Genomic DNA, 25,883 nt, shown 5'->3' on the forward strand with positions numbered 1-25,883 from the left:
AAGTTCCCGACAAGTCAAGGAGATTCGCGTGTCAACAACACAGTGCACCACCCCTGCCCGTCGAGGCCGACGGAGGAGCGCTCTGACGGCGGCCGCACTCGCCACCACCATGCTCACCGGCATATCGCTGGTCGGCTCGTCCACCCCTGCCCACGCCGAAGACGGCAACACCTACTTCAAGACCGAACAGCAAGTCATCGACTTCCTCAGCCAGAGCGCGCCCCTGAACCAGCAAGAGGCCGTCAACGGCTACCCTGTCAACGGTCTGGACTCGCAGCAGGTCAAGCTCGACGACGTCGAGAAGGTCTACCCGCACGACCAGGCGCTGAAGGACGTCCCGTCCAAACTGGGCAGTGGATTCGACCTCGCACAGCCCGCACCGACCGAGGGCGGTCCGTCCATCACCACCGAGGGCCCCGACATCCGCAAGAGCACCAGCGACGACAAGGAGCCGTGGCTGAGCAACTGGGACGCCAAGTCGCTGTGCGGCCAGCCCAACCAGAATCCCGACGGCAAGCCCATGCCTTGCGGCTTCGTCGGCGTGCTCGACACGAAGTACCCCACCATGCAGACGTCGGCGGCGGTGATGGGGAAGGCGCAGTTCTCCTACAAGACCCAGGCCACGGTCGGCCAGGACACCAGCCAGACCAGCGGCTGGTCCGTCGGCGGAAAGGTCAGCTCGGAGCTGACAACACCCGGCGGGCCTGGCGGCGGCACGGGCGGCACGGAGCTGAACTTCACTTACAGCGAGTCGACCACGACCACCAACAAGTGGACGACCATGACCGAGCAGAACAACACCTACGACGTCCCGGACGGCGTGTCCGGTTGGGTCGAGGGACGTGCCAACGGCGGCAAGTACATCGGGTACATCGTCTACAAGCTCGACTTCGTCGACGGCAGCGGCAACGAGAAGCAGAAGCTGGTCCTCATCCCGGCCCGTGTCCTGATCCAGGCGCCCGGCAATTCGGTTCCGATGACGTTCGTCAAGCGCCGGGGATAGCAGCGGCAACACATCGTCCCCGACCCTCCTGAGAACACATACGCCGGCTACGAGGTGGCCCTCTGGGGTCCACCTCGTCCCGGGTATCGGCAAGCACCGTCTTGACCGCTTGGAGCCGGAGCACCTGGCCTGGCGGGCAAGGTCGATCATCACCGGGGACAAGCCGACGCCGGAGACGTCCAGTTCCAGGTCCCGCAGCTGCGCCGTCACATGTCCGGGGCCGCATCCCAGCTCGACGACAGGCCCGGCACCAGCTGCCTGCCCGGACTCGGCGGATCGCGCAGCGAGCACTGCGCGATCCAGCGGCAGCTGGTCGAGGCGGTTTCGGACGAAGTCTGCGTAACGGACGGCGACGGCGTCGTAGGCATCCGCTGTCGCACTGAGATAGGGGAGGATTCAGTCACAGGCGGCGACACTAACCCAGGGGCTCTCCACCCCACGCGGGCTGCCAAAGACTCTGGGAGCACGACCCGTCGGGCCCTGCGCGGCGGATCACGTGATGGCCAGGGGGCGCGGGCGTTGTGGGCCTGGCCGGTCCGGTTTCTGCTCGCGTTGGGGTGCGAGGCGGACGCTGGGTCAGCCACCGCCACCGCCCGTTCCCAGCCTGCCTTGGAATCAGCGTTCGCACGCCGACCCATGGCCTGAGCGCTACGGTTCAATCTCCAGTTGAACCTCGTTACCGCCGCCCTGGAGGCCGGATGTGAGGCAGTCCGTGGGCAGTTCGCGGGGCAGCCCGGTGATGGTCCGCTGTACGGGGTGCCCTTGGCCACGTCCCTCGACGACCCGGCCCCGCTGGATCACAACCAGGACCCCTGCGACGCGGAAGGTCGTGGCACTGTCGTAGACGATCAGCGACCTGCCGCCATCGGCATACCGGAGGGTTTCCGTCCCGCTTCCGCCGGACACGGCGACGCAGGAGGCAACTGGTAGGTCCGAGTCGAAGGAGCCGGTGGCGGGGACGGTCCGACCGTGGGCACCGCAGGTGTACGTGATGTCCGCGTGAACATGGGTCGGCCGGGCCAGGAGCGTGAGCGGCGGGTCGTAACGGCTCTCACTGTGCCCGATGCAGCCGACGCTCCCCTCCTCGCCCGTCATGGCCTGACCGGCCGGCGCCCACACCAACGACGATCCCGCCAGCACCACGGACCCCAAGGTCACCGCGACACCACGCCTACCGAACATGTTCCCTCCCATACGTCCTGTATCAGTAACGGCCGTTGGCCTACCCAGGTGGGCATCCCGTACCCCGGCGTCTCGGAGCGCGTGACCGCGCACACCTCGATCCGTGCGCGGTCATGTGTGCCTGTACTCCCGTCGGGCTTCATCGGGTCGGCCGCGGACGCATGGAACCTGGAACACGGCGGGTAGCAAGCGCCGGACGAGTTCTCGTCGAGCAGGAAACGAGCAGGAGGAGATCTCCAGTGGGCCGTACCACCGTTGCAGCCGCCACCGTCGCGAGAGGGCGTATCTTCGCCATGATGGACGCGGACGGGGACGGGGTAATCTCGGCGCACGACTACCTGTCCCGGGTCGACCGGGCCGTCCAGGCCACGGGACGCTCGGAGGACGACCCGCTTGTCGTCGCCGCCCGCGGGCAAGCCCACCAGGCGTGGGGGGCGATGGACGCGAACGGCGACGGGAAGCTGACCTTCGAGGAATACGACGCATGGGTCGGCGCCGAAAAGTTCGACAGCGTCTGCCGATTCGCCCTGGGCGCACTGTTCGACCTCGCCGACGCCGACGGGGACGGCGCCCTGGACAAGGCCGAATTCACGTTGCTGCGCACCGCACTCAACAATGAGCCCGGAAACGCTGCTGCCGCGTTCAACGCATTGGATGCCGACGGCGACGGCCGGGTGGGTCGTGATGAGTACCTGGCGTCTATCCGCTCCTACGTCATCGGCGACGCCTCCCCTATGGGCGAGGCCCTGTATTAGGCCGTGTCCGGTGGGTCGTTGGCCAGGGACATCCCTATCGGGGTCGACCTCGTGTCCGATAGGCGCGAGACGCACCAGCGGTATGCGCTGCCCCTCATGTGATCGCCGGGACATCCTTCGGCGTGCCCTGTAGACCCGCTAGAGGGCGTCTGAAAGGCCTGTCAGCGGGGCATACGGGCAGGTAGCGGGTCGGTGGCGCATTTTCGGGGTGGGGTGGGCGAGCCGCGTGCCCGTTAGTCGACGGGCCTCTCCGACCTGGAGTGGGAGATCCTTTGACCGCTGGTGCCGGGGGTCAAGCCTGGTGGATGGCCGGTCAGACACACGCGGTGGGTGATCGTCGATGTCCTCGCGTACTGGCTGCGGGCCGGCTGTGCCTGGGNNCATGGCTACGACGGCGGTGAGAAGGTCGACGGCATCAAGCGCCATGTGGTGGTGGTCATCCTCGGTACCGTCTCCTGCGGGCCTGTGTCAGCCCGGCCGACGTCGAGGGCCGGGACGGCGCCGAAGTGCTGCTGCGCCAAGCGGCCTGCGGCCGTGCCGGGACGGGAGCCCTCCCGCCGCTGCAGGGGCCGGGCTGCCTGCTGCCCCGGGGCGATGACCAGCTCTTTCACGCTCTTGGGCGCCTCGGGGTATGCAGGCTGCGGCGGGCGCCCGCGGCCGCTGTGGGGCGGGGCGTGCGGCCTTGCGTCGTGCGGGCGCGCTGTGACGGTGGTCGAGTCGCCCGCCACGCAGTGCAGCCTACGTTCTTGCAGGCCAGGCCAGAAGGCTGCGGTGTCTCCATAGCCGCCGTCGGCCACGGCGAGGGGGACATCGACGCCCCAGGACCGGGTCTCGTCGATCATGTCCAGTGCCAGTTGCCACTTCTCGACATGGCGCACGTCCGTCGGGATGCCGCACCGTTCGCGGCGGGCCACCTCGGCGAGATCGGCCTGCGGCGAGGTGGGGTCCCGGCTCTTGGGGAGAAACAAGCGCCAGCCGATCGCCGCCGAGGCTGTGTCCGAGGCCGGCTGCAAGGACGCCCCCGCCTGGCACTTGGTCACCGTGCCGGCTGTGCGCCGGCACGTCCGGAAGGATCGACAACTGGCAGATCGGCGCCTTCGCGGCCTGCGCTACCGCCCGCGGACGGGCCCTAAGCTGCGGCGGGCCATCACTCAGCGGTGACGGGTGGGTGGGTCCGGGTCGAAGATGAGGTTGGCAGCGGCCCTGGAGTATTCAGCGTGCTGACGAGCACCCGCCTGGGCGGAGCCCTGCGTCACGTCCAGAAGCGTTCGTCAGCGGGTCTCGCATGTCCAGGTACTTGCTGCTCGGCAGGCAGATCCTGGAAGGAGTCTGGCGTCTCTTCGATCGGTGACACTGCGTGGCACGCCGCCTTTCCGCTTGCCAGACGCTGTGGACGGCATTGCCGATCAGAATCGTGGTGTCACCATACTGCCAGGATTGACGATCGATGCATGCGTGTCTTCGTTTTTGTCACGTTCGGATAGTTTTCCTTGATCCGTGATCAGAGCATGGGTACGGGCCGTTCACTCTGGTAGTGACCCACCCGTCCAGGTGAGCCACATGCCGCGTCGGCGACACGTCAGACAATCTTTCTGGCCCGGAGGAGCCGAATGACGTTTTCCCACCGTGCACAGCGCCCCGATGCGCGGCTGATCTTTCGGCTGCGCGGCGGCAGGCTCATCGCCTTCCGCTACCTTTACCGGCGGCACTACGCTGCGGCGTTCTCCTACGCATATTGCTGTCTCGGTGACAGCGCTCATGCCGCGCAAGTGACCGAGCAGGCCTTTCACTCCCTGTTCTGTCAGCTGACGTCGATACCTGCTCAGACGTCCAGACACGCGGGATGCGTACGGCTCCAAACGCTCACCGACGTACGCAACATGTCGGTTCAGCATCTCACGCGAAGTGAGATGTGCATGGGCGGGGCCGGTTTCAAAGCCTGGGTGGCACGTGGAGCGGTGTGGCCGGTCACCGACGACCAAAGGTGGCTGACCGCCTTCCGGCGGCTCTCGCTACGGCAGCAGCTGGTGCTGTGGCACGCGGTTGTGGAGGCGGAGGCTCCTTCCATCGTGGCAGCCATCGCTGGGCTGGCCCTTCACCACGTACCGCAGGCGCGTGCCGACGTACTCGATTCGCTTCTGTATCACTTCCAGCCGGCGGGTGATGGCGTTCCCGTCGGCAGGCTGGACGGCCTCCACGGCCCGCACTACTGGGAGAAACGTTTCACCATGGAGGGGTATGTCAGATGGCACCTTCCTCGGATTCTCCTGGGGTGGTGGCCGGGCGTGCCTTACCACGACGTCAAACACCACGTGCCTGCCTGTGACGCGGACCCCTGGTTTCTACGCGATGCCCTACGCAGCCAACGGTAACGATATGACCGAGACCGAGATGTGTCCGCCCCGACCGTCATCGGAGCCGGGGCCGTTCGCCGCTGACTTGCCACTGTCTCCGCTACTGAAGGCCCCGCAGCGCGTACTCCAGGGCGAAACGCATGTGAGGGCGATGGAGGGCCGCGCCGAAGAGCCCTCCTGTCTGCCGAAGTCGACACCGCACCGTCTGCGGATGAACGTGCAGTTCCCTGGCTGTCTCGGGCGCGGCTCGCCACTTGAGCCAAGCCAGCAGTATCTCCGCAAGGCTGCGTCGACGCTGCTTGGTCGCGCTGTTCATCGGCGCCAGCAGAACCTCTTCGAGAACACCCGGCAGGTCAGGAGCCTGTTCGGTGATCAGCCGCGTCAGGTGATCGACCGCAATCAGTACCCGGCCAGGGCCTTCTTCGCCGTGGACACAAGTCGCGGTCCGGAGCGCGTTGGTCAGTTCGAGCGAGGTTCCAGCGCGCTCAAGGGCCACCGCCGGAGCGATGACCGCCCAGGTCCCCCGGAACAACTCGTGGGCCGAGGACTGCCACTGCGGGCACGAATCCGTCGGCAGGAACATGCGGGATTCACCGTTACCGGAGTGAGCGATCCGGGCCCAGGGAGTCAGTTGTGGCCAGGGCCCGTGCCGGCCGCATGGAATCGCCTGCATGCGTGCGGGTTCGTGCCCGACGGCCTGCCGCGCCAAGTCGCTCAGCTATCTCTGGTACTGGAACGTGCGAGGAAGCGAGGACGGCGAACAGAGTGTGCCGCGCCGCCTCCCGCTGATTTCCCGGGCCTAGGTGAGGCAGAACGGCGTGGCTCGGTCGACCGTCGCGGCCGCCGCGTGCTCTTGGCGCGCCCAGCGGCATGTCTCTCCTCCTGTCTTGCCGTGCCGCATATCCAGTACGTCTCCCAACGGCGGCCGCACCGTATGCCCCTCCATCTCATGACGTTGTCGAGGGAACCTCGCAGGGTGTCGCGGTCGAGTTCATGCAGGCGAGACGCTCACGCGTAATGGATTCGTCACCTATGGGCAGCGGTTGGCAGTTGTCACTTGTTAGGAGTCGGTGTGGGACTCGCACATCGCCGGAAAGGTGGCTCGGCGCTGGGGAAATGGGCGGAGGTGACCACAACGCACGTGCGCGTCACGCTGATTGCCGGGACACTGCTCACACTCGTCGCGTTTCTGGTGGGCCACGGTGCCGGTCGCCATTTGGACGGCGATGTGGAAGGCGATCCGCGGGCCGATTCGAGCATCGGAGCTCGCATGCTGCGTGACCACTTTTCTGCTTCGCAGTCCAATCTGACACTGTTGGTCAGCACGCCGGGGAAAGTCGACAGCCCGACAACACGCCTATACGGGCGGAGGCTCACCAAGGCGCTCATGCACGAGCCAGGAGTGCGGGTGATCGCATCCTATGGGGACCAGCGCCGGCCTGATCTGATGTCCGCCGACGGTCACCACGCGCTCATCCTTGCGCACGTCGATGAAAGCTCGGCTCGTCTGCCTCGCACCCTTGATGCGGTTTCGCGGGATCTGGAGTCCGCCCGCGGGCGTTTGGAGGTCCGGATGGGCGGCTCGGCCACGGTGGGGCAAGCGATTCAGGACACCATTCTGCACGACCTGGGCATTGCGGAGCTGATGGCCTTCCCGGTCGTGATCGCTCTTCTCCTGCTCGTCTCCCGAAGCGTGGTCGCCGCTGCCTTGCCTCTCCTGATCGCCGTGTTCGCCGTCGAAGGGGCCAACGCTCTGCTACGGGCACTGGCTCCCTTCACGTCGGTTTCTGTCTTCGCGCTCAACTTGACCACTGCCCTGGGCATCGGTCTGGCAGTCGACTACGGTCTCCTCCTGGTACGCCGGTATCGCGAAGAGGTGCTGACGTACGGGATGAAACGCGAGGCCGTCATCGCCTCCGTGAGCCAAGCCGGCCACACCATCGTCGTCTCTGCGGCCATCCTCGTCAGTGCGCTGACGACGCTGTTGCTGTTCCCCCTGCCATTCCTCCGCTCCATGGCATACGCGGGTATCGCCACGGTCACGCTCGCCGCGTTCGCCACTGTGACGCTGCTTCCCCCGGTGCTCGTCCAACTCGGTCAGCGGATCGACACGGTGGGCGCTTTGCCCAGGGCGCGCCGTCCGCGGCATGCGGTGCCGTCCGTCGGCGGGGAAGGCTGGGTCACGGCAGTGCGCTGGACGGCGCGGCACGCTCTTGCGGTCGCATCCACCACTATCGTCATCCTGGTCCTGTTCGGCGCCCCGTTCCTGCATGCTCGCTTCGACGTGAGTGACGTCAGGCAGTTGCCCTCGCGAGCCCAGGCGCGCGTCGCCGAAGAGCGCATCACATCGGTCTTTCCGACGCAGAGCGTGGACATCATCCTGGGCTCCGCAGATCAGCGGGCTGTCGTCGGCTACGCGCGCCGTCTGTCCACCTTGCCCACGGTGGACACGGTGGACGCTCCCACCGGGCGGTATGCCCACGGGCTGCTCACCGGTCCGCGGCAGCCTGCGCGCTCGTCAGGCGGAAGCTCATGGATATCGGTGAGCGCGCGACCGCGGACGCCGCCGGCCGAGTTGGAGGCCCTCGTCCGACGACTGCGCGGTGTGGGGGCCCCGGCCGACCGGTATGTCACCGGCGTGGCGGCGATCAACCTGGATACGCGCGATTCCATACGAGAGGTACTTCCGTACGCGGCAATCGCCGCCGTGACCATGACCCTGTTGCTCATTCTTCGTCTGACGCGGAGCCCTGTGCTCACAGTTCAGGCAGTTCTCCTCAATGCTCTGAGCCTTGCGGCCATGCTCGGCGCGCAGGTCTGGTGGTTTCAGGATGGAAGCCTGGCGCAGATGCTCGGGTTCACGCCCACCGGTTCGCTGGACATCGGCGTCTCGGTCCTCATGGGTGTCCTTGCCTTCGGTCTGTCGATGGACTACGGGATCTTCCTCATCTCCCGCCTGGCCGAAGAGCGCCGTCGGCGGATCGAGCCCTTTGCAGCGCTGGAGGAGGCGGTCCGGACAACGGGAGGAACGATTTCCTCCGCGGCCGTGATCCTGGCAGCGAGCATGCTCGCAGTGGCAGGTTCCCGCATCACGAGCGTCAAGATGCTGGGGATCGGAGTGGCGCTCGCCGTACTGCTTGATGCCATGGTCGTGCGCGCCTTCCTCCTGCCGTCCGTCCTTGCCTTGGGGGCCGTACGGACGAGGCTTACGCAAGCTCGTGCCGACGCCTCGGAGAGCCGGAGTAGAGAGCAAGTGAAGCCGCAGGCCTGATGTGTGGGGCGACGCTCGCCCTCACGGAGCAAGCCGCTCTCTGGGAGCAGTGATGACGGCCGGCCTCCTGTCCGCGCCTCTGGTACGGACACTGCCCATCGGCGGTGTACGCCTACGCCTCGACCTGCGCTCAGGCTCCCCTCGACGCTTGCGAACTCGTCCACGGCCTTCTCGGAGCTACTGCAGCGCCTCCTGGACGGCCAGCCGGTGTCCGGTCGCGGCTACACGGCTGCCTCCGCCGTGAGCTTCACAGCGCGGTGCGTTCCGCGGCGGTGGCGTACTGCCCGCTCCAGCCGGAGTCCTCGACACCTGGCTTCAAGGGCTGGGTCGCATCAGGCGTGTCGTGGGCCGAAACCGGTCGGGCAGTTCATGGCAGTGGCACGCGCGAGGAAGTAGCGGCTGTCCGCTCTTCTGCGGTAGCCCCTGCTACGGGATCATGTTCGGGCATGGTGATACACAAAGTCCATGCTTAAAATTGATTGTTTGTGGTGATTTTCGAGCAGAAGAGCGCGTCGAAGGAAGGGGATATGGCCATCGCTACAGGTGAACCAGGCCTTTCTGCGACTCCCCGTATCCGTACGATCGACGTGCGCAGTCGAACCCGCACCGACGAGGAGCTCACCCATGGCCAAGCATGATCGCTGGAGCGCACTGATGGAGTTGCTGGCCGCGCAGGGGCGACTGGACGTGGAGGAGGCCGCTGCCGCCCTGGCTGTCTCCGGTGCAACCATCCGCAGGGACCTCGACGAACTCGCCGAGCAGCAGATGCTGGTGCGCACCCGTGGCGGTGCCGTCGCCCACGGGGTCTCCTACGAGCTGCCCCTGCGCTACAAGTCCTCCCGTCACGCGCCGGAGAAACAGCGCATCGCGGCCGCTGCCGCCGCTCTCATCGGCGAGGGCGAAGTGGTCGGCCTGAACGGTGGTACGACCACGACCGAGGTTGCGCGCGTGCTCGCGATGCGGATGAGCGGCGGCCGGGAGGGCAATGTGAACGGGCCCGCCCTGACCGTGGTGACCAACGCGCTGAACATCGCGTCCGAACTGGCCGTGCGACCCCAGATCAAGCTCGTACTCACCGGCGGAGTCGCACGCCCGCAAACCTTTGAACTCGTCGGCCCGCTGACGACCGGAGTGCTCAACGAAGTTGTTCTCGATGTGGTGATGCTCGGGGTCGACGGGGTGGATCTGCAGATGGGGATCATGGCTCACCAGGAGGACGAGGCCAGCGTCAGCAGGCTCCTCGCGGAACGGGCGCACCGGGTCGTCGTCGTCACCGACTCCTCCAAACTCGGCCAGCGCGCCTTCGCACGCATCTGCGGACTGGAGCGCATAGATACCCTGGTCACGGACGCCAAGGTGTCCAAGGAGATGACGGACCGGCTAACGGAAGCAGGTGTCAAGGTGCTGACCACCTGACGGCTCGGTCAGCGACTGGGGCTGGTGCCCGCCGTCTGGAGGCTGGCGGCCTGGTCAGATGGCGGCCTGCCGGGGCGAGCGCTGGGTCGACGCTGTATGTGTTCCGGGTGGGGGGCGTCGGTGTGAGTGCTCAGGACTTCTTTGACGGTTTGTCGTCAGGAGATCCTTGACGGTCCTTCTCGGTGCCCATGCCTTTGATGTAGAGCCTGGTGATCGGAACGAGGCTCCTGCGGAGCCTGACCGCGAGTTCGTCCTCTCCTTGCACGATCCGGTAGTGGGTGTCCTCGACGACGACTGTGACGAACTTTCCGGCATGCCGCGGGCCGAGCTTGATGAACTGACCGTTGATCATGAAGCGGCCGCTCCCGTGGACCTTGCGCAGGCCCGGACGGCCCCGGCCGGCAGGGGTGGTGGAGGCAGCGGGGACGTGGCCGTCCGTGCCCCGGGATCTTCCTCAGAAGGTCGGCCGGAACTGGGTAGGGCCAGGTTCCTATCAGTGCGTTGTCGGCGATGGCGTGCATGAGGTGCCCGTCGAGGCGGAGGATGATCGTGCGGCCGGCGAGAGCGAATCCGACCTGGTAGCGGCCCCGGCCAGGCAGACGATCCCGTCGCGCAGGACCTTGCGGTCGACCTCGACCGGTTCGCCGGCAGCGAGGACGGCCGTGCCGCTGCGGGCCCTGGGCAGGGCGGCGGGTGCGGTTTTGCGTCGGCGCGTCCAGTCGCCATCGCTCATAGACACGGTGATGGACCTGGACCCGATGAGTGGCCAGGTCGTTGCGGGCCGGGCTCGGGTGCACCGTCGAACGGCCGGTGCGTTCGCGACTCCGCATGGGGCCGGTTCAGGGGCGGTCCGACCAGATCACGTCCCCTGTCGCGGTCTGGAGGAGAGACGTGGAAAACTGCAGGTCAGGCACGCAATTCGCTGATCGGTGAACCTCGGACCAGCTGGCGTCCGGCCAAGACATATGTGCCGAGCGCGGCGACCGCCTCGCTGCCCGTAGGCCGGACTTCGGACGAAGGCCGGCCAAGGTTCACGCGCGGGTACATGTGTCACTGCAAGCTGACGCGACACCATTCGATCTCGTACCCCAAAGAGGGCTGATCTCGGCCGTGCTCTGCACCCTCTCGCCTCGATGCACCCGTGCGCCTGGCGGAGGAGGCTATCTGCGACGTGCGCCCTATTTCGGACAGGGCTGCCGCGCCGTACCGCACCGGCGCGCGAGCTCTGCCGCCGGCGCACGGTCCAGGATCTTCAGGGGCATCCGGAGCCGATGCTCGACCGGTCCAGTCCTCGTCGCCTCCCCGGCAGGCTCCGCGACCTCACCCATGCACAGTCAGCCAGAGGCCTGTGCGCCAGCTGCACGGTCGGACAATTCCCCGGTGCGAAGCCCTTGACTCCCCCCTCGCCAACCGCCATGGTTTGCTCAAAATTGCTCGATCGACATCCATATTGAGCAGGTTCTTTCACATCCCCATGCTCGGAGCACCGTATGAGATGGCATCAACGACTGGTCGGCCTCGGATCCGCAGCCCTGCTCACCGCCGCCGGACTGGCGGGCGCCGCCCCCGGACGGGCGGTGGCGGACACCGTGGCCGCGAACAGCAACGCCCCGATCGGCGCCAAGCCGATGATGGGATTCAACAACTGGGCCCGATTCGGCTGCACCGCTCAGGCCCGGTTGGACGGGACGCGGGAGGGCTACTCATTCCAGCAGTTCATGCAGGACCAGGCCAAGGCCATGAAGGACACCGGCCTGGTCGCTGCCGGCTACACCAACCTGACCGTGGACGACTGCTGGATGCAGCGCAACAGCGCTGGCTACCTGCACGGCGCCGCCCGCTGGGGCGGCTCCACCCAGCCCGGTTTCGACCCGGAGCTGACCGACTACGCCTCCCGCGTGCACAGCCTCGGCATGGAGGCCGGCCTCTACAGCACCTCGGGTGTGAACACCTGCCAGGGCGTGCCCGGCGGCGTCATGGGGCACGAGCAGTCGGACGCCAACTCGCTGGCGTACTGGGGCATCGACTCGCTCAAGCTCGACAACTGCGGGACCACCGAGAGTAGCCGTCAGCAGGAGTTCACCGCCATGGCGAACGCCCTCAACACGGCCACCTCCTCCAACTCCCGCAAGATCCTGTTCAACGAGTCGGCTCCCGCAGGCGCGGGCCCCGAGTCCAGCACCAAGTACAGCGTGATGGACTGGGTGCGCGGACTGGGCCAGATGTGGCGGGTCAGCCCCGACATCGCCGTCTGGCACGAAACCAAGCCGATGAAGTCCGCCTGGGACTGGCCGCACGGGGGCGACTATTACGAGGGCGGTGTCCTGCAGAACTTCACCGACACCGTCGCGCTGGCCCGCTACAACGGCCCGGGAAACCACAACGACGCCGACATGCTGCTGATCGGCGACAACAACCAGCTCACCCTCGCCGAGCAGCGCAGTCAGTTCGCCCTCTGGTCGGCCATGGGCTCCCCGCTCATGATCAGCACCGACGTGCGCAAGATGGCTGCCGACCCGGTCACCTACGCCCCGCAGCTGAGCATCCTCAAGAACGCCGACATCATCGCGGTCGACCAGGACACCACGGCCGGCGGGTACCTCGCCTCCCGGCAGGGCACGACCGACTCCTCCGGCGTCGACGTCGTCGTCAAGCCGCTGGCCGATGGCTCGCGCGCCGTGGTCGTCCTCAACAAGAATGCCACCGCCACCACCTACACCCTCGACCTGGCCCGCGTCGGCTTCGCCAACCTCGCCTGTACACGCACCGCCAAGAACCTCTGGACCGGCACCACGAGCTCCGTGACCGGCTCCATCACCGCCACCATCGGCTCCCACGACAACGCGATGTACACCATCGCCCCCGGTAGTTGCGGTGCGGCCGTTCCGGTCGGCCAGATCCAGGCCGCCCAGCCCGGCTTCCAACAGTTCGCCTACTGCCTTGACGCCCATCACGGCGCCAGCAACGGCGCCACCGTGGGCCTCTACTCCTGCACCGGCGACAACAACCAGCAGTGGCAACGCCGTGGCGACGGCCTGATCGTCTCCCTCGGCGACAGCAGCCTGTGCGTCTCCGGCGAGAGCAACGGCCTCAAGCTCTCCCCCTGCAACAGCGGTGACCCCAAACAGGTCTGGACCTACAATCGCGCCGGTCAGCTCCAGGCCAACGGCCTGTGCGCCGACATCTCCGGTGGCGCCCTGAACGATGCCAATGCCGCCGTCATCACTTTCCATTGCGGCGACCACCAGCCCAACCAGACCTGGAGCGCCCCCTTCGGCACCCCGCCCGCTCCGTGACACCCCGTATGGGCCTGCCGCAGCATTGCTCGACCAGCCCATGCAGGCCGTCGGCATCGGCGGCAAGCGCAGGGAACACCGCTCCCTGCTCGACGCGTTGGGTGTCGGCCTTGCTGCGGAGGTCCAACGCGCGGTATGCGCGCTGCTCCGTGAGTGCCTCCAGGCCCGGGATCACCTGGTCAGTGGCGGCCAGTCGGGGGCGGCAAGCCAGGAGGAGGGGCGGTGGCCCGGTTAGCGGCCGGCGCGAAGATCGTGTGCTCGACGTAGGAGCGAAACCAGCGGTAGCCGACGCGGAGACCAGCCCCACGCGGATGCCCGGCAGCCGTGGACGAACAGAAACGAACGACACCCTCGCCCGGCACCTGGCCTGCTTCTGCGAGTCCGCCGATCCGCTTGAGTTCCGCGTTCTCCTTCTTCAGCGCTTTGATCTGGGCGGACTCCTCCGCCAACGCCTGTAGGGCGGCCGTCTCATTCGGGTAGCCGTCGCGTACCTCGGCGCACATGTGCACCGCACGACGGCGGAGCACGAGCGTGTCGTACGGGCGATACTTCGCAGCAAGGCCGACAGGCCCGCCGACGGCGGTTCAGGACTTCGGTGCTCAGTGGCCGGCCAGCACGACCAGCAGTCTCGCCACCTCCGCCGCGACGGCGTCCCGGGCCGGGCCGAGGTACTTGCGCGGGTCCGGGACCTTCGGCGCTGCGGTCAGCCGCGCGCACCTCCCCAGTGAAGACCTTGTTCAGGTGGGTCGAGATGATCCCTTGGTCATGCCGGCCGCGACGGCCTTGGCGAGATCCTCGTCACTCACGCCCGAGGAGCCGTGCAGCACCAGCCGCAGGCGATGGCCGAGCGCAGACGGGCGATGGGGCCGAAGTCGAGGACTGCGTCGCGGGTCAGCATCGCGTGCGAACTGCCGACGGCCACCGCCAGCGCGTCCACACCGGTCGCCGCTACGAACGCCTGGGCCTCCCCGGGATCGGTGCGGACCCCCGCCGTGTGCGCCCCGTCCTTCCCGCCGACCTCGCCCAGTTCGGCCTCCACCCACACACCCGTCTCGTGGCAGTGCGCGGCGACTTTCCGGGTGGCCGCCAGGTTCTCCTCGTAGGGCAGCTTCGATGCGTCGAACATCACGGACGTGAAGCCCAGTTCGACCGCATCGTTCACTAGGGCTTCCGACTCCGCGTGGTCGAGGTGGCCGGACCGGCAGGTCGGCGTGTTAGGCCCCTGCCACGATGGCCTCTGCGTGCTCGACCTGTACGACGTTGAATGCCCCGACGCCCGAGCAACCGGCGCGTGCGGGGCCGGTGATGTGGTCAGTGGCCACGAGGGGCATGGGTTCTCTCCACGGAGACGGTGGTACGGAATTCCTCGTAGACGGCCTTGTTGACCTGTCCGGCCGTCGGACAGGCGACCGTAGCGGCCGCCAGGGCCACCGCCTCCGCCAGGGTCTGCTGCCAGGGCGTCCCGTAGTGCAGTCCGGCGGCCAGGGCGGCGACGCAGGCGTCCCCGGCACCCGTCGGGTTGCCGGACACCGGGCGCGGGGGAGCGGCCTGCCATGTTCCCCGCGGAGTAGCCACGTACAGGCCCTCGGTTCCCCGCGAGGCGACGACGGTGCGGGCGCCCAGGCGGCGCAGTGCCTCGGCTGCGGCGGCCACGTCCTGTTCTCCGGTGGCTTCGGTGAGTTCCGCCGCGTTCGGCTTGATCAGGGTGGGACCGGCGGGCAGCGCCGCCAGTAGCGCCGGGCCACTGGTGTCCAGCACGGTCGCGGTCCCGGCCTGGCTGCTCAGGCGCACGAGCGTGGCATAGGCGTCTGCCGGCAGTCCCGGCGGCAGACTCCCGGACAGGACGACCACGGTCGCCTCGTGCACCAGCTCGGCGAACCGGGCGGTGAATCCCGCCCAAACGGTGGGACTGACCTCCGGGCCGGGGGTGTTGAAGACGGTGGCGTCGCCATCGGCGCGCGACACGATGGTGACTGTGCGGCGTGATTCGGTCCACATGGGTACCAGTTCGTCGCGCAGGCCTGCCCTCCGCAGCCCGTCCTGGATCAGTTCGCCGGTGGCGCCACCCATGAGTCCGGTGACGACCGTCGGCACGTCGAGCGCGGCCAGCACGGAGGACACGTTGATGCCTTTGCCGCCGGCGCGCTCGTAGTAGGTGCGCACCCGGTGGGAGGCGTGCGGTACCAGCGCGTCGACGACGTAGGTGACGTCCAGTGCCGCGTTCAGAGTCACGGTGAGGATCACGGTGCCATGGCCTCCGATCGCTGTCCCGCCCGGCCGGAGACGGCGGACGGTTCGTGGCCGACGGCCTGCCATGCGAGGAGGCCGGCGCCCAGGCAGCCAGCCCGGTCGCCCAGCTCAGCAGGGACCACCGAGGGCCGGAGCTGGAACGTCAGGCGCTCTTCCAGGTGCGTCCGCAGGGGGGCCAGCAGCAGGTTCCCGGCCTCGGCCAGGCCTCCGCCGACGACGATCCGTTCGGGGGCGAGGACGGTGCTGACCACGGCGAGAGCAGAGGCGAGCGCCTGGACGGCCTCGTTCCACACGGCCACCGCCACCGGGTCCCGCCGCGTGACCCGCTTCGCCACTTCGGCGGCCCCGTAGACGTGGTGCCCGGTGCGCTCGGTGTACGCAGCCGCGATCGCCGCGGCGGAGGCGACGGTCTCCAGGCAGCCCCATGAACCGCACGCGCAAGGGCGACCTTTCGGATCGACGACGACATGGCCGAGCTCGCCCGCGTGCCCAAGGCCTCGCAGCGGTCGGCCGTCGCAGACGACGGCGGCGGCGATGCCGGTGCCGACCGGTACGAACACGAAGTCCGTGATCCCGCGCGCGGCGCCCACCCGGCACTCGGCAAGCCCTCCGGCCCGCACGTCATGGCCCAGGACGACCGGCAGCCCCAGGGCCTCGGTGAGGTGCTGTGCCAGCGGCAGGTTCGACCAGCCGAGGTTGGCGGCGTGCAGGGCGAGGCCGGCGGTCTCGTCGACGATGCCGGGTACGGCGGCCGCCGCCTGCCGGACGGTGCGGCCGAGGGCCGTCGCGCGGTCCGTGAGCCCGGACAACGCGGCGGTGATCGCGGCCACCACGGCGTCGGGACCGGCGTGCCGAGACGTCGGGCGGTGCAGGGTGGCCAGCGGTGTGAGTGTACGGTCCAGCACCGCGCCCTTCATGGTCGTGCCGCCGACGTCGAGTGCGATCACGCAGTCGGCCGGAACCGGCTGGTCAGGCATCGTTGCCCTGCAGGATCACGGAGCGGGTGAGGTTGCGGGGACGGTCCGGGTTCATGCCCCGCGCCTGGGCGATGAGGACGGCGAGCCGCTGGGCGCGTACGAGGTCCGCCAGCGGATCGATGTCGCCCGCCGCGTCGCTGGAGCGCGCGACAAATGTGCCGCCAACGTGCTCCACGTCCTCCGCCAGCCCCTTGGGTACCGGGCCGAACACCCAGGTGGCGCGGCCGGGACCGGTGATGCTGATCGGTCCGTGCCGGTACTCCATGGCGGGGTAGGACTCGGTCCAGGCGCCCGCCGCCTCCCGCATCTTCAGCGCGGCCTCCCGGGCCAGACCATAGGTCCAGCCGGTGCCGAGGAACGTGAACTGCGCACTGCCGGTCAGCTCCCCACCCAGCGGTTCGGCGAGGGCCGTCTCCGCGTCGGCAATCGCGTCGGCAACCGGCCGCACCCCCACCGACAGGGCGCCTTCCGCCTCCAGATGGGCCCGCAGCAGCACCAGCGCGCTCGTGGCGAACCGGGTCTGGACGACCGACTCCTCGTCCGCGTAGTCCAGGACGGAGACGGCCCCGGCGACGTTCAGTACCGGCGTGGCCGGGGCCGCGGTCAGCGCACAGGTGGCCACGTTGCCCTTCAGCGCGCCGAGCGCCTCCAGGACCTCGGTCGTCGTGCCGGACCTGGTGATGGCCAGGACCCGGTCGTACGAGCGGTGGCCGGGGAACTCCGAGGCGGCGAACGCGTCGGTCTCGCCGTGCCCTCCCGATTCCCGCAACCGCGCGTAGGCGTGGGCCATGAACCACGAGGTGCCGCAGCCGATGACCGCGACGCGTTCACCGCGACGGGGCAGATCCTGCGAGAGGGAGACGCCCGCTGCGGCTGCTTGCCGCCAGACGTCCGGTTGTGAGGCGATCTCGGCCGAGGTGAGGGATGCGTCCTGGACAGACATGTGAAGGGTCTCCTTGGGGGGTGCGGATGGGCGCCACCGGCGGACCGGCGGGCTACTTGACGGACCCGGCCGTCAGGCCTGAGACCACCTTGCGCTCGATGAAGGCGAAGAGGACGACGACGGGCACGATGGCGATCACCGATCCGGCGAAGAGGTAGTTCCACTGCACGGTGTAGTCGCCGATGAAGCTGTTGATGCCGACGGTGAGCGGCTGGCTCTCCGGCACGGTCGACAAGGTCAGACCCATCACGAACTCGTTCCAGGCCGCGATGAACGTGAAGATCATCGCGGTCACCACGCCGGGCAGGGCAAGTGGCAGGGTGATCCGGACCAGCGCGCCGACGCGGCTCAGCCCGTCGATCATCGAGGACTCCTCGAGCGCCACCGGGATGGAGCCGATGTAGGCGGTCAGGATCCAGATGGCGAATGCCAGGTTGAACGCGGCGTTGCACAGGATCAGCGTCCACACCGAGTTGAGCATGCCGAGCTGGTAGAACTCGCGGTAGAGGCCGACCAACAGGGACGTCGGCTGGAACATCTGGGTGACCAGGACCAGCAGCAGGAACAGCCTGCGGCCGCGGTAGCGCATACGGGCCGTGTAGTACGCGGCTGGCAGGGCGACCAGCAGAACCAGCAGGGTGGAGCCGACGGCGACGAGCAGGGTCACACGCAGGTTCGCGCCGAGGCTGGAGTCGTGCCAGACGTCGATGAAGTTGGCCCACTCGAAGTGGTGGGGCAGGTACGACGGATCCCGCAACTCGTCGGCCGGACGCAGCGCGGTGATCACCATCTCGGCGTAGGGAAGCAGGAAGACGACGGCGAGCAGCCAGGCCACGGCCGCGACGAGGATGGTCCGCGGACGCGGTCCGCGGCGGGGCGGGGTTGCGTGGGAGGTGTGGGCACGCTGGTGCGCGGCGGTGGCGCGGACGTCAGGGGCGGCGGTGTGCTGGGCCATCAGCTCTCCTCCTCGGTCCAGCGGCTGGCTTTGAGGAACGCGACCACCATGAGCACGACCAGGGCGAAGTTGACGACGGACATGGCCGCGGACTCGCCGATGTCGGAGTCCTTCAACTGGTACATGAAGACGGTGGTGGTGGCCGTGTCGCTGCCCGGACCGCCGTGGGTCATGCTCCAGATGACGGGGAAGGAGTTGAAGACGTTGATCAGGTTGATCACCACGCCCACGAGGAAGGCCGGCCGCAGCAGAGGCAGGGTGATCCGCCAGTAGGTCTGCCAGGTGCCACTGCCGTCCACCCGGCTCGCCTCGTACACCTCCTCCGGCACGGTCTGCAGACCGGCCAGCAACGTGTACGTGGTGAACGGCAGGGAGACGAAGACCGCGACGGACATCATCCACGGCCAGGCCGTACCCGGCTCGCCGAGCCAGTCCTTCGGCCCGTCGACCAGGCCCAGGTCGGTCATGGCGGTGTTGAGGACGCCGGCGGTCTGGTTCAGCATCCACTTGAAACCGATGGCCGTCATGACCACCGAGGCGGCCCACGGGGCGATCAGCGCCCAGCGAGTGACACGCCGGCCCGGGAACTTCTGGTGGAACAACTGCGCCAGTGCCAGCGACAGCACCATCGTCAGTGCGACCACGGCGAGGGTCCAGAGGACGGTGGCGAGGAGCACGGAGGGGAGTGAGGACTCGTCGAACAGCTTGCGGTACTTGTCGAGTCCGGCCGAGCCTCGGGTGAAGCCGCTGATGCTGATGCGCAGGAACGAGGTCCGCACCATCTCGACGACGGGCCAGACGACGACCAGCAGGATGAGCAGCACGGCGGGGCCGATCCAGGGCAGTGGTCCGAGCCGGGCGAACCCCGAGCGCCGGCTGGCCCGGGCGCTTCGGGCCGCGCGGACCGGCGAGGTGGACGAGTGGGTGGACACAAGGACCCTCCGGTGTCTGCGGTGGGGTGGGCGAGCCGACTACTTCTGGTCGGCGACCGTGGCTTCGGCAGACTTCTGCAGGTCGCCCAGGACCTTGACGGGGTCACCGCTGACGGCGGTGCCGCCGTTCTTCTTGATGTCCGCGGAGACGGCGTCCCAGGTGGTGTCGCCCAGCGGGTAGAAGACGGCGTTCCGCAGCAGGTTGAAGAAGGGCTGCAGGTCCTTGTGCTTGCCGTTGCCCTGCATCTCGTCGAGCGTGTCCTGGGTGACCGGCATCAGGTTGTAGGTCTCGGCGAACTTCAGCGTGTTCTCCTTGGAGTACGCGAAGTCGAGGAACTTCCTGATCTGTTCCTTGTGGCCGTTGTCCTTGAACGCCATCATCCAGTCCGCCACACCGAGCGTGGACCGCAGGACGCCGTCCCTGCCCGGAATGGGTGCCACCCCGTAGTCGACGTTGCCGTGCTTGGCCATCTGGATCAGCGAAGGGTGGCCGTTGAGCATCGCGGCCTTGCCTGCCGCGAAGTCGGCGAAGGCGGTCTTGCGGTCGGTGGTGGCCGGGTGGGCGTAGGTGAGGCCGGGGCCGACGAGGCTGGACTTGAGCCACTTGAAGGTGTCGACGTTCTGCCGGCTGTCCAGGGTGTACTTCCCGGTCACGTCGGTGTATCCGCCGCCGTTGCCCAGCTCCCAGATCAGGCCCTCGCCCTGGGCCTCCTCGGGACCGAGCGGGAGCGCGTACGGGGTGACACCGGGGACCTTCGCCTTGATCTTCTGGGCGTCCGCGGTGAGCTCGGCCCAGGTCTTGGGCGCCTGGACGATTCCTGCCTGCTTGAAGACCGCCTTGTTGTAGAACAGGGCACGGGCGGAGGAGACGAAGGGGATGCCGTACTGGACGCCCCTGACCTCGCCCGCCTTGGCGAAGCCGGGGATGAGGTCGCCGCGGGTCTTGACCGACAGCACGTCCTGCGCGGGGTACAGCAGGTCGTCGGCGACCTTGTCGGCGTACCCGCCCGTCTGCAGGATGTCGGGCATGTCGCCGCTCTGGATCATGGTCTTGACCTGGGCGTCGATCCCATTCCAGTTGATGACCTGGACATCGACTTTGATCTTGGGGTTCGCGGCTGTGAATCTCTTGGCCACGTCCTTCCAGTAGAGGGATGAACTGTTCGACGCCTTGTCGCCGTAATCCGCCGCGACGAGCTTCAGTGTCACCTCCCCATCCCCCGATGCGCTGCCCCCACCGCACGCGGAAAGGGTGAGCGCGCCCGCCACGCAGGCGCCGGACAGTGGGAGTACGCGCTTGTTCATGACATGGACCGCCTTCTTCACGAACCTGTAGTGGCCCCTGCGGCAGGACTCATGCACGGCACGGTGACGCATGAACAACTCGAATGTCAATAGTTGCTCAATCTCCCCGGATTTCGATCAGAAATGTGCACTGCGATGGCGCGATTCAGGCAGCAGACCAGGTAGGCGGGGTTTCGCCGTGCACGCTCCGCAGCTCAGCAGCTCCCGGTGTCCGGCTCGTAGGAGTGGCACTTGTCGGTCACCAGTACTCTGGGCACCCCGTGCTGCTTCATCATGAGCTCGGCCGGGAACCCTTTCGCAGCCTCCGCGTCCCGCCGGGACTGGACCAGGATGTCCAGCACGTTGCCGTGCTGGCCCAAGGCCCGCTACAAGTACTGCCGCATCCCGTTGACCTTGATGAACACATCATCGAGATGGCACTTGTCGCCGGCTGCGGCACAGGGCTGCCCCGACCCGGCCACACCACCGCTCCGAGAAGATCAGAAAGCCCGGCGATCAACCCGGGTCCACGACACGCCACTCAAGTTGACAACGCCTCCGTCACCGACCTGCCACCCGACGCGGAGACGACACCCAGGGTCGAGGTGCTGACCTGGACGGGCGTCGCCGAGCCGGACGAACTCCGCGCGATCCAGTGGGATCCGGCCCTGGCCACCGCGGCCGGCATCGCTCTGTTCCCTGGGATGCTGGAAGGACTGATGACGACCAAGGACACTCGGCACGCGACAGACCTGGTCACGCCGCAGAAGCGCGATCGGCTGTCCTGGCGCTGTCGGCCGTCCTCGCCCAGCTGGACGTGACCGGCTGCAAAGATCGTTGGGCCCACCACGCCCTACGGCCGGGCCCAACATGCCTCACTTCCCTTGAACATCGGAAGAGTCCTGACCAGCACCAAGGCTTGACATACCTAGATAATCGTCGCAGACGGTGGGCATGCTCCGGCAGCCGGAGACCACCGCAGAATCCATGGAGCGCCACTCACCGCAAGCCCCTCGGGGCATGCGGTCGCTCGTTCCTCCGCTTCCGACGCCGTTCTCCCCCACAGGACAGGCCATGAGTAAAACCGATCCCCGCACTCCGAACGACCGGCTGCGCGAGCTGATCCGCGAGTCGGACTGGACCTACGAGGCGCTGGCTCGCGCCGTCAACACCCTCGGTGCTACATCCGGACTCAGGCTGCGCTACGACCGGACGACCGTCGCCCACTGGGTCCGAGGCGCCTGTCCCCGGCCGCCTGTCCCTGAGCTGGCCGCGGAGGCGTTCTCGCGCAAGCTCGGCCGGACCGTCACCGTCGAGGACACCGGACTCGCGCCCCCAGGCACGCCGGGAGCCGCGCTGCCGGGAGCGTCCGATCCCGCGGCGAGCCTCGGAGAACTCAGAAAGGCTCATCTCGACCCCGTGCTCAGGGAGTCGATGCGCCGGACACTCCTGGCCGAGGGCTGGCCGTCGACGGACTGGGCGGACGACGGCGGTCCGGGCGGCACCTGCCTTCGCGGTCCGGTGCACCTGCCGCCCACCGCAGGTCCGTCCTGGCGGATCGGGGCGAGTGAGGTCGATGCCCTGGAAGCCATGGGCCGGTTCTATCACGAGGTCTGGGACGCGTTCGGCGGCGGTCACGGAACCAGCGCGCTCGCCGCCTGCCTCGCGGACGACGTGGCCGTCTGGCTGCGTTCCCCCATGGCCAACGGCGTTCGTACGGCCCTCATGTCCAGCGCTGCGGAACTGACGCTGCGGCTGGCGCTGATGCACTTCGAGAACGGCCACTACGGCTTCGCCCAGCGCTACGTGGGCATCGCGGCGCAGTTGGCCCGAGGCGCGGACGACCGCACGATGTATGTCACGATACTGGCCAGGGCGGCCACGCTGGCGCTCGATCTGGGCCAGTACCGCAAGGCGGCGCACCTGGCCGACTCGGCCCAGGTCCTGCTCACCGCCTGTGCTCCGGACACGGTCTCCTTCGCCCAGGGCGAGTTCGCGATGGCGTATGCGGCCGTCGACGATGTGCGCGCCGCGCATCGCTGCCTGGACGCGACCCAGCAGAACCTGTCCCGCTGCACCACCTCCGAGTGGCAGCTGGCCGTGTACCACTGGCAGCGGGCTCAAGTCCTCGCCTTTCACCACCGGCCCGGCAAGTTGCTGCCGCTGCTGCGCACATCACTGCGGCACGTCCCGCCGACGGACCGCCGCTTCCGCGCCGTCCTCATGCTGAGCACGGCTCATGCCCAGCTCCGGCTGGGGCGCCTGGAGGAAGGATGTGCCACGCTCAGGCGGCTCCTCACCGAGTTCTCCCTGCTCCGCAGCGCCGACATGGCGGGCGGACTGCAGGAGTTGCTGCGCCAGGTGGGGGCCTTTGGTCGCGCCAGGTCGGCCATCGATCTGCTGGAACAGGCGCGGGGCCTGCTGCCGCAGGGCCCGGCGCCGGCACGCCCGCGCCCCTACGGCCATTGACGGCGGTCCTGCCTCCCCTGAGGCGCATCCGGATGTTCAACACATTCAACACAGCGCGTCCCAAGACCGCTGACAGTGTCTCCCGAGGCCTGAGGTAATGGCACCACTTCATGACCGGCCACTCCAGGGAGCCCCCCACTGTTCCCACGCCCTGTCCCCATGCCCCACGTCTCCCGCCCTTCGAAGGGCCCCGAGGACGCATCACCCCATCCGTCGGCACCGCCCTCCGACGGTGAGATGTGCGCTGCCCGGCAACGGCTGTTCGCGGCCCTCACCAGTGAAGAAACGTTCCAGCGGTGCGACCTGGAACACCTGGCGGCCGCCGCCCGCTGGCCGCTGCCCCAGTCAGTGCAGGCGGTCGTCTCCCGCGACATCCGTGCGAGCATCCATGTCCCGAACGGCTGTCGCGTGTTGCGGCAGGTGTCCATGGACCGGGTACGTGTGCTCGTCGCCGAATCCGAATCCGGCCCCGGCCGCAACGCGGCCACCGCACTCGGCCCCGCTTTCTGCGGCTCCCCTGCCGTCGTCGGCCCGAACGTCCCCCTCGCACTCGCCGGAATGTCGCTGCGCTGGGCGGAGCATGTGCTGACGGAGCTGGGACGGACCGCGCAAGGTGTCCACCACGCCGTGGACCATCCGGCCGGCTGGATCCTCGCACACAACCGGAAGGTCGCGGAATCACTCGCCGCGGCCCTGCTGGAACCGCTGGACGCGTGCACTCCGCTGCGTCGGGAGCAGTTGGAGGCCACGCTGCTGGCATGGCTCCAGTGGCGTGCCGCGCCGGAGGTCGCCCGGGCACTGAACGTCCACCCGCAGACGGTGCGCTACCGCATGCGCCGACTGCACGCCCTGCTCGGGCAGGCTCTGTCCGATCCGGACACCTGCCTCGCACTGGAACTGGCCCTGCGCAGCCGCTGTTTCCCACAGCTGCCGCATGCGCCCCGATGACACTTCCGTCGCGACCGGTATCTCCATTGAAGGCTGATGTGCCGAACGGTCGTCGGCGTCTTGCCCCTGCCTCGGAACCCATCTTCGAAGCCGGACGGGACGCAGTGAAGCCGCGACGAAGGTCCAGGGGATCATCCGCTGGGCTGGGAAGACCCGGCCAGGCATTCAAGAGTCCCGTTTCTTGTCGCACTTGGAGCAGCCACTGCGATGGCTCCGCTCCGCCGGACACCATGAACCAGATCGGGCCGTGTACGTTTCCTCCGGAGAGCAGCCATGACCACTGCCACCCCCCGCCCGCCGTCCAGCGTCCAACTCCCCGGCGACCACGTCCTGTTGCGAGCGGTCGACCTGGACCGGATCCCTTGGTTCGAGGCCGTCCGTCACCGCCATGCCGCCGCGGTCCACGCGTACGCTCTGACCTGCGTGGCCCAGCCCGAGCTGGCAAGATACCTGTCGGCGCACGCCTTCTCACGACTGCGCGATCAGGTCTCCAGAGGGTCGCGCGCCGCGACCGGCCTGCATGGCACCTGCCTTCGAGTGGAACTGCTGACCTCGGTGCGCCGCGCGGCCGTCGAGATCGATCCCCACCAGCTGTCCTCCGGATTCCGCACGTGGGTGTCGTACGGCGCGCTGTGGCCCCTGGACGACGACTGCGGACTCGTGCAGTCCTACCAGCGACTGCCCGCCGTCGACCGGTGCCTCCTCTGGCACACGCAGGTCGAGTACGAATCTCCGGACGCGGTGGCCGGTGTGACGGGGCTGCCCCGTGCCCAGCTGCCCAGTCGGTGCCGGTCCGCGCTGGCGGCGTTGCGCCGGGCCCAGGCCGCCATCCATCTGCAGCAGGGCGGCCACGCCGACTGCCTGCTGCACGGAGAGGACATCCTGATCTCCGCATACCTGCCGTTGCACGGCGACGCCTACGCCCATCTGCGCAGCTGCGCCACCTGCCGAACCGTACGCACCCGGCTGAACCTCCTTCGGTCCCACCTGGCCAACGAGTTGCCCCGGCGGCTGCTGGGATGGTGGCCGGGTGAGGCATATCGCGGGCACAAGAACGCACTGTCCGGCACAGCGGACACGAGGCCCGCGACCAGCGGAGGCACCCTGTCGGGCGCTCCTCGGCAGGAACCGCCGAAGTCCGCACCGCGCCGCAGGACCGGGGCCAACGGGTTCTACGGCCCCGGTCAGGCACAAGCGACCTGGCCCGGGTGGCCACCCGCAACGTGGCGTGAGCGGCCCCTCGCAGTACGGCGCACCCTTGCGGGGACCGTGCTCATGGCGGCCGCCAGTTCCGTGTTCGAGTGGCCCCCCGCAGTACGGCGCGCCCTCGCGGTGATCCTGCTCATGGCCACCGCCGCCGGTGCCGTGCTCGAAATGCAGCCTTCCGGCTGCTAGATGGCGTCTGAAAAGCGTGTCAGCGGGGCACTTTTGCGTGTCTCCGTAGGAGCAGCATGGCCATGGCGAGGTGGATGACGTTCTCCTACTTGTTGACGCTCTACCACCCACCGACGTGGGACGACAGCGAAGCAGGGCACTTCACGAGGCTGTGCTCCGGCCTTGGCCCAGGTGCGGCGAAGTCCGCCGTCCCGGCGTCGCACGACCCGCACCGTGATGCCCGTGGCCTGCCGGACCCAGGCGTGGAAGCCAGCGTCGCGGTATAGCCCCGGCCGGCCCAAATGTGCTGGAGGCGTGGGAAGTTGTCGGCCGCTTGGCGCAGCAGTACTTCGGCGCCGTCCCGGCCCTCGACGTCGGCCGGGCTGACACAGGCCCGCAGGAGACGGTACCGAGGATGACCACCCGCACGTGGCGCTTGATGCCGTCGACCTTCTCACCGCCGTCGTAGCCATG

At 68.1% G+C, this 25,883-nt stretch carries 21 protein-coding genes and 3 pseudogenes; 10 read left to right on the forward strand and 14 right to left on the reverse strand.

Annotation, left to right across the window (positions count from 1 at the left end; translation table 11 throughout):
- Positions 1-28 precede the first annotated feature (28 nt).
- Positions 29-1,003 (forward strand): hypothetical protein, encoded by a 975-nt coding sequence (locus AV521_RS36805; protein WP_143658720.1) that lies wholly within the window; start codon positions 29-31, stop codon positions 1,001-1,003.
- 126 nt (positions 1,004-1,129) lie between these two features.
- Here the strand turns inward: AV521_RS36805 and AV521_RS51565 are convergent.
- A pseudogene (locus AV521_RS51565) lies at positions 1,130-1,399 on the reverse strand (SAM-dependent methyltransferase); the annotation flags it as partial.
- A gap of 252 nt (positions 1,400-1,651) precedes the next feature.
- Complete coding sequence (locus AV521_RS36815; RefSeq protein WP_076094890.1) at positions 1,652-2,185, reverse strand: hypothetical protein; 534 nt, start codon at positions 2,183-2,185, stop codon at positions 1,652-1,654.
- Between the two features lie 239 nt (positions 2,186-2,424).
- On the opposite strand from AV521_RS36815, the gene AV521_RS36820 reads away from it, so the two are divergent.
- On the forward strand, positions 2,425-2,940 hold the full coding sequence (locus AV521_RS36820) for an EF-hand domain-containing protein (RefSeq protein ID WP_256725834.1): 516 nt from the start codon (positions 2,425-2,427) through the stop codon (positions 2,938-2,940).
- A 386-nt stretch (positions 2,941-3,326) separates the two neighbouring features.
- Here AV521_RS36820 and AV521_RS36825 read toward each other — a convergent pair.
- A pseudogene (locus tag AV521_RS36825) lies at positions 3,327-4,016 on the reverse strand (transposase); the annotation flags it as partial.
- Between the two features lie 534 nt (positions 4,017-4,550).
- Here AV521_RS36825 and AV521_RS36830 point away from each other — a divergent pair.
- A complete protein-coding gene (locus tag AV521_RS36830; protein WP_076094892.1) occupies positions 4,551-5,312 on the forward strand; it encodes a hypothetical protein in 762 nt (253 codons plus the stop codon).
- Between the two features lie 82 nt (positions 5,313-5,394).
- Here AV521_RS36830 and AV521_RS36835 read toward each other — a convergent pair whose 3' ends face one another.
- The gene (locus AV521_RS36835) at positions 5,395-5,877 is read right to left on the reverse strand and encodes a helix-turn-helix domain-containing protein (RefSeq protein ID WP_076094894.1); all 483 of its coding nucleotides are present in this window, start codon (positions 5,875-5,877) and stop codon (positions 5,395-5,397) included.
- A gap of 558 nt (positions 5,878-6,435) precedes the next feature.
- Here AV521_RS36835 and AV521_RS36840 point away from each other — a divergent pair.
- Positions 6,436-8,565 (forward strand): MMPL family transporter, encoded by a 2,130-nt coding sequence (locus tag AV521_RS36840; RefSeq protein ID WP_143658721.1) that lies wholly within the window; start codon positions 6,436-6,438, stop codon positions 8,563-8,565.
- Positions 8,566-9,189: 624 nt separating this feature from the next.
- Positions 9,190-9,981, forward strand: a complete 792-nt coding sequence (locus AV521_RS36845; protein WP_076094898.1) for a DeoR/GlpR family DNA-binding transcription regulator — start codon at positions 9,190-9,192, stop codon at positions 9,979-9,981.
- Between the two features lie 130 nt (positions 9,982-10,111).
- Here AV521_RS36845 and AV521_RS51570 read toward each other — a convergent pair whose 3' ends face one another.
- Positions 10,112-10,333, reverse strand: a complete 222-nt coding sequence (locus AV521_RS51570) for a hypothetical protein (protein ID WP_256725835.1) — start codon at positions 10,331-10,333, stop codon at positions 10,112-10,114.
- Between the two features lie 1,138 nt (positions 10,334-11,471).
- On the opposite strand from AV521_RS51570, the gene AV521_RS36855 reads away from it, so the two are divergent.
- Positions 11,472-13,277, forward strand: a complete 1,806-nt coding sequence (locus AV521_RS36855) for a ricin-type beta-trefoil lectin domain protein (protein WP_076094900.1) — start codon at positions 11,472-11,474, stop codon at positions 13,275-13,277.
- Positions 13,278-13,456: 179 nt separating this feature from the next.
- Here the strand turns inward: AV521_RS36855 and AV521_RS48860 are convergent, their stop codons facing one another.
- The 9 genes and pseudogenes from AV521_RS48860 to AV521_RS36900 all read right to left on the reverse strand — a co-directional run bounded on the left by AV521_RS48860 (position 13,457) and on the right by AV521_RS36900 (position 20,980).
- On the reverse strand, positions 13,457-13,804 hold the full coding sequence (locus tag AV521_RS48860) for a hypothetical protein (RefSeq protein ID WP_143658722.1): 348 nt from the start codon (positions 13,802-13,804) through the stop codon (positions 13,457-13,459).
- Positions 13,805-13,876: 72 nt separating this feature from the next.
- Positions 13,877-14,608 (reverse strand): annotated as a pseudogene (locus tag AV521_RS36865) (class II fructose-bisphosphate aldolase).
- Positions 14,589-15,521: a 1-phosphofructokinase family hexose kinase gene (locus tag AV521_RS36870; RefSeq protein WP_076094902.1), complete on the reverse strand. Its 933-nt coding sequence runs from the start codon at positions 15,519-15,521 to the stop codon at positions 14,589-14,591. The pseudogene AV521_RS36865 and the gene AV521_RS36870 overlap by 20 nt, the downstream one beginning before the upstream one ends.
- Positions 15,518-16,504, reverse strand: a complete 987-nt coding sequence (locus AV521_RS36875; RefSeq protein ID WP_076094906.1) for an ROK family protein — start codon at positions 16,502-16,504, stop codon at positions 15,518-15,520. Before AV521_RS36875 ends, AV521_RS36870 begins: the two co-directional genes overlap by 4 nt.
- Positions 16,497-17,447 (reverse strand): SIS domain-containing protein, encoded by a 951-nt coding sequence (locus tag AV521_RS36880; protein ID WP_076094908.1) that lies wholly within the window; start codon positions 17,445-17,447, stop codon positions 16,497-16,499. Before AV521_RS36880 ends, AV521_RS36875 begins: the two co-directional genes overlap by 8 nt.
- Before the next feature lie 52 nt (positions 17,448-17,499).
- Entirely contained in the window at positions 17,500-18,402 is a 903-nt protein-coding gene (locus AV521_RS36885; protein WP_079249589.1) for a carbohydrate ABC transporter permease, read from the reverse strand.
- Complete coding sequence (locus tag AV521_RS36890) at positions 18,402-19,334, reverse strand: carbohydrate ABC transporter permease (protein WP_076094909.1); 933 nt, start codon at positions 19,332-19,334, stop codon at positions 18,402-18,404. The genes AV521_RS36885 and AV521_RS36890 overlap by 1 nt, the downstream gene beginning before the upstream one ends.
- Positions 19,335-19,373: 39 nt before the next feature.
- On the reverse strand, positions 19,374-20,639 hold the full coding sequence (locus AV521_RS36895) for an extracellular solute-binding protein (protein WP_076094973.1): 1,266 nt from the start codon (positions 20,637-20,639) through the stop codon (positions 19,374-19,376).
- 194 nt (positions 20,640-20,833) lie between these two features.
- Positions 20,834-20,980: an IS6 family transposase gene (locus AV521_RS36900; RefSeq protein WP_179023665.1), complete on the reverse strand. Its 147-nt coding sequence runs from the start codon at positions 20,978-20,980 to the stop codon at positions 20,834-20,836.
- A 72-nt stretch (positions 20,981-21,052) separates the two neighbouring features.
- Here AV521_RS36900 and AV521_RS48865 point away from each other — a divergent pair, with 72 nt between their 5' ends.
- The 4 genes from AV521_RS48865 to AV521_RS36920 all read left to right on the forward strand — a co-directional run bounded on the left by AV521_RS48865 (position 21,053) and on the right by AV521_RS36920 (position 25,430).
- Complete coding sequence (locus AV521_RS48865) at positions 21,053-21,439, forward strand: hypothetical protein (RefSeq protein ID WP_143658723.1); 387 nt, start codon at positions 21,053-21,055, stop codon at positions 21,437-21,439.
- Between the two features lie 253 nt (positions 21,440-21,692).
- The gene (locus AV521_RS36910) at positions 21,693-23,087 is read left to right on the forward strand and encodes a hypothetical protein (RefSeq protein WP_076094913.1); all 1,395 of its coding nucleotides are present in this window, start codon (positions 21,693-21,695) and stop codon (positions 23,085-23,087) included.
- 159 nt (positions 23,088-23,246) lie between these two features.
- Positions 23,247-24,035 (forward strand): helix-turn-helix domain-containing protein, encoded by a 789-nt coding sequence (locus tag AV521_RS36915; RefSeq protein ID WP_079249591.1) that lies wholly within the window; start codon positions 23,247-23,249, stop codon positions 24,033-24,035.
- Between the two features lie 273 nt (positions 24,036-24,308).
- Positions 24,309-25,430, forward strand: coding sequence for a hypothetical protein (locus AV521_RS36920; RefSeq protein WP_076094917.1), 1,122 nt, complete (start codon positions 24,309-24,311; stop codon positions 25,428-25,430).
- Positions 25,431-25,883: the final 453 nt, after the last annotated feature.

This window comes from Streptomyces sp. IMTB 2501, from assembly GCF_001953885.1.
In the GTDB taxonomy this organism is placed as follows: domain Bacteria; phylum Actinomycetota; class Actinomycetes; order Streptomycetales; family Streptomycetaceae; genus Streptomyces.

Bases quoted from the DNA above. Each gene is read 5' to 3' on its own strand.
- AV521_RS36815 (WP_076094890.1), bottom strand. From the start codon at position 2,185: ATGTTCGGTAGGCGTGGTGTCGCGGTGACCTTGGGGTCCGTGGTGCTG.
- AV521_RS36830 (WP_076094892.1), top strand. From the start codon at position 4,551: ATGACGTTTTCCCACCGTGCACAGCGCCCCGATGCGCGGCTGATCTTT.
- AV521_RS36835 (WP_076094894.1), bottom strand. From the start codon at position 5,877: ATGTTCCTGCCGACGGATTCGTGCCCGCAGTGGCAGTCCTCGGCCCAC.
- AV521_RS36845 (WP_076094898.1), top strand. From the start codon at position 9,190: ATGGCCAAGCATGATCGCTGGAGCGCACTGATGGAGTTGCTGGCCGCG.
- AV521_RS51570 (WP_256725835.1), bottom strand. From the start codon at position 10,333: ATGATCAACGGTCAGTTCATCAAGCTCGGCCCGCGGCATGCCGGAAAG.
- AV521_RS36855 (WP_076094900.1), top strand. From the start codon at position 11,472: ATGAGATGGCATCAACGACTGGTCGGCCTCGGATCCGCAGCCCTGCTC.
- AV521_RS36875 (WP_076094906.1), bottom strand. From the start codon at position 16,504: ATGCCTGACCAGCCGGTTCCGGCCGACTGCGTGATCGCACTCGACGTC.
- AV521_RS36880 (WP_076094908.1), bottom strand. From the start codon at position 17,447: ATGTCTGTCCAGGACGCATCCCTCACCTCGGCCGAGATCGCCTCACAA.
- AV521_RS36885 (WP_079249589.1), bottom strand. From the start codon at position 18,402: ATGGCCCAGCACACCGCCGCCCCTGACGTCCGCGCCACCGCCGCGCAC.
- AV521_RS36895 (WP_076094973.1), bottom strand. From the start codon at position 20,639: ATGAACAAGCGCGTACTCCCACTGTCCGGCGCCTGCGTGGCGGGCGCG.
- AV521_RS48865 (WP_143658723.1), top strand. From the start codon at position 21,053: ATGGCACTTGTCGCCGGCTGCGGCACAGGGCTGCCCCGACCCGGCCAC.
- AV521_RS36910 (WP_076094913.1), top strand. From the start codon at position 21,693: ATGAGTAAAACCGATCCCCGCACTCCGAACGACCGGCTGCGCGAGCTG.
- AV521_RS36915 (WP_079249591.1), top strand. From the start codon at position 23,247: ATGCCCCACGTCTCCCGCCCTTCGAAGGGCCCCGAGGACGCATCACCC.
- AV521_RS36920 (WP_076094917.1), top strand. From the start codon at position 24,309: ATGACCACTGCCACCCCCCGCCCGCCGTCCAGCGTCCAACTCCCCGGC.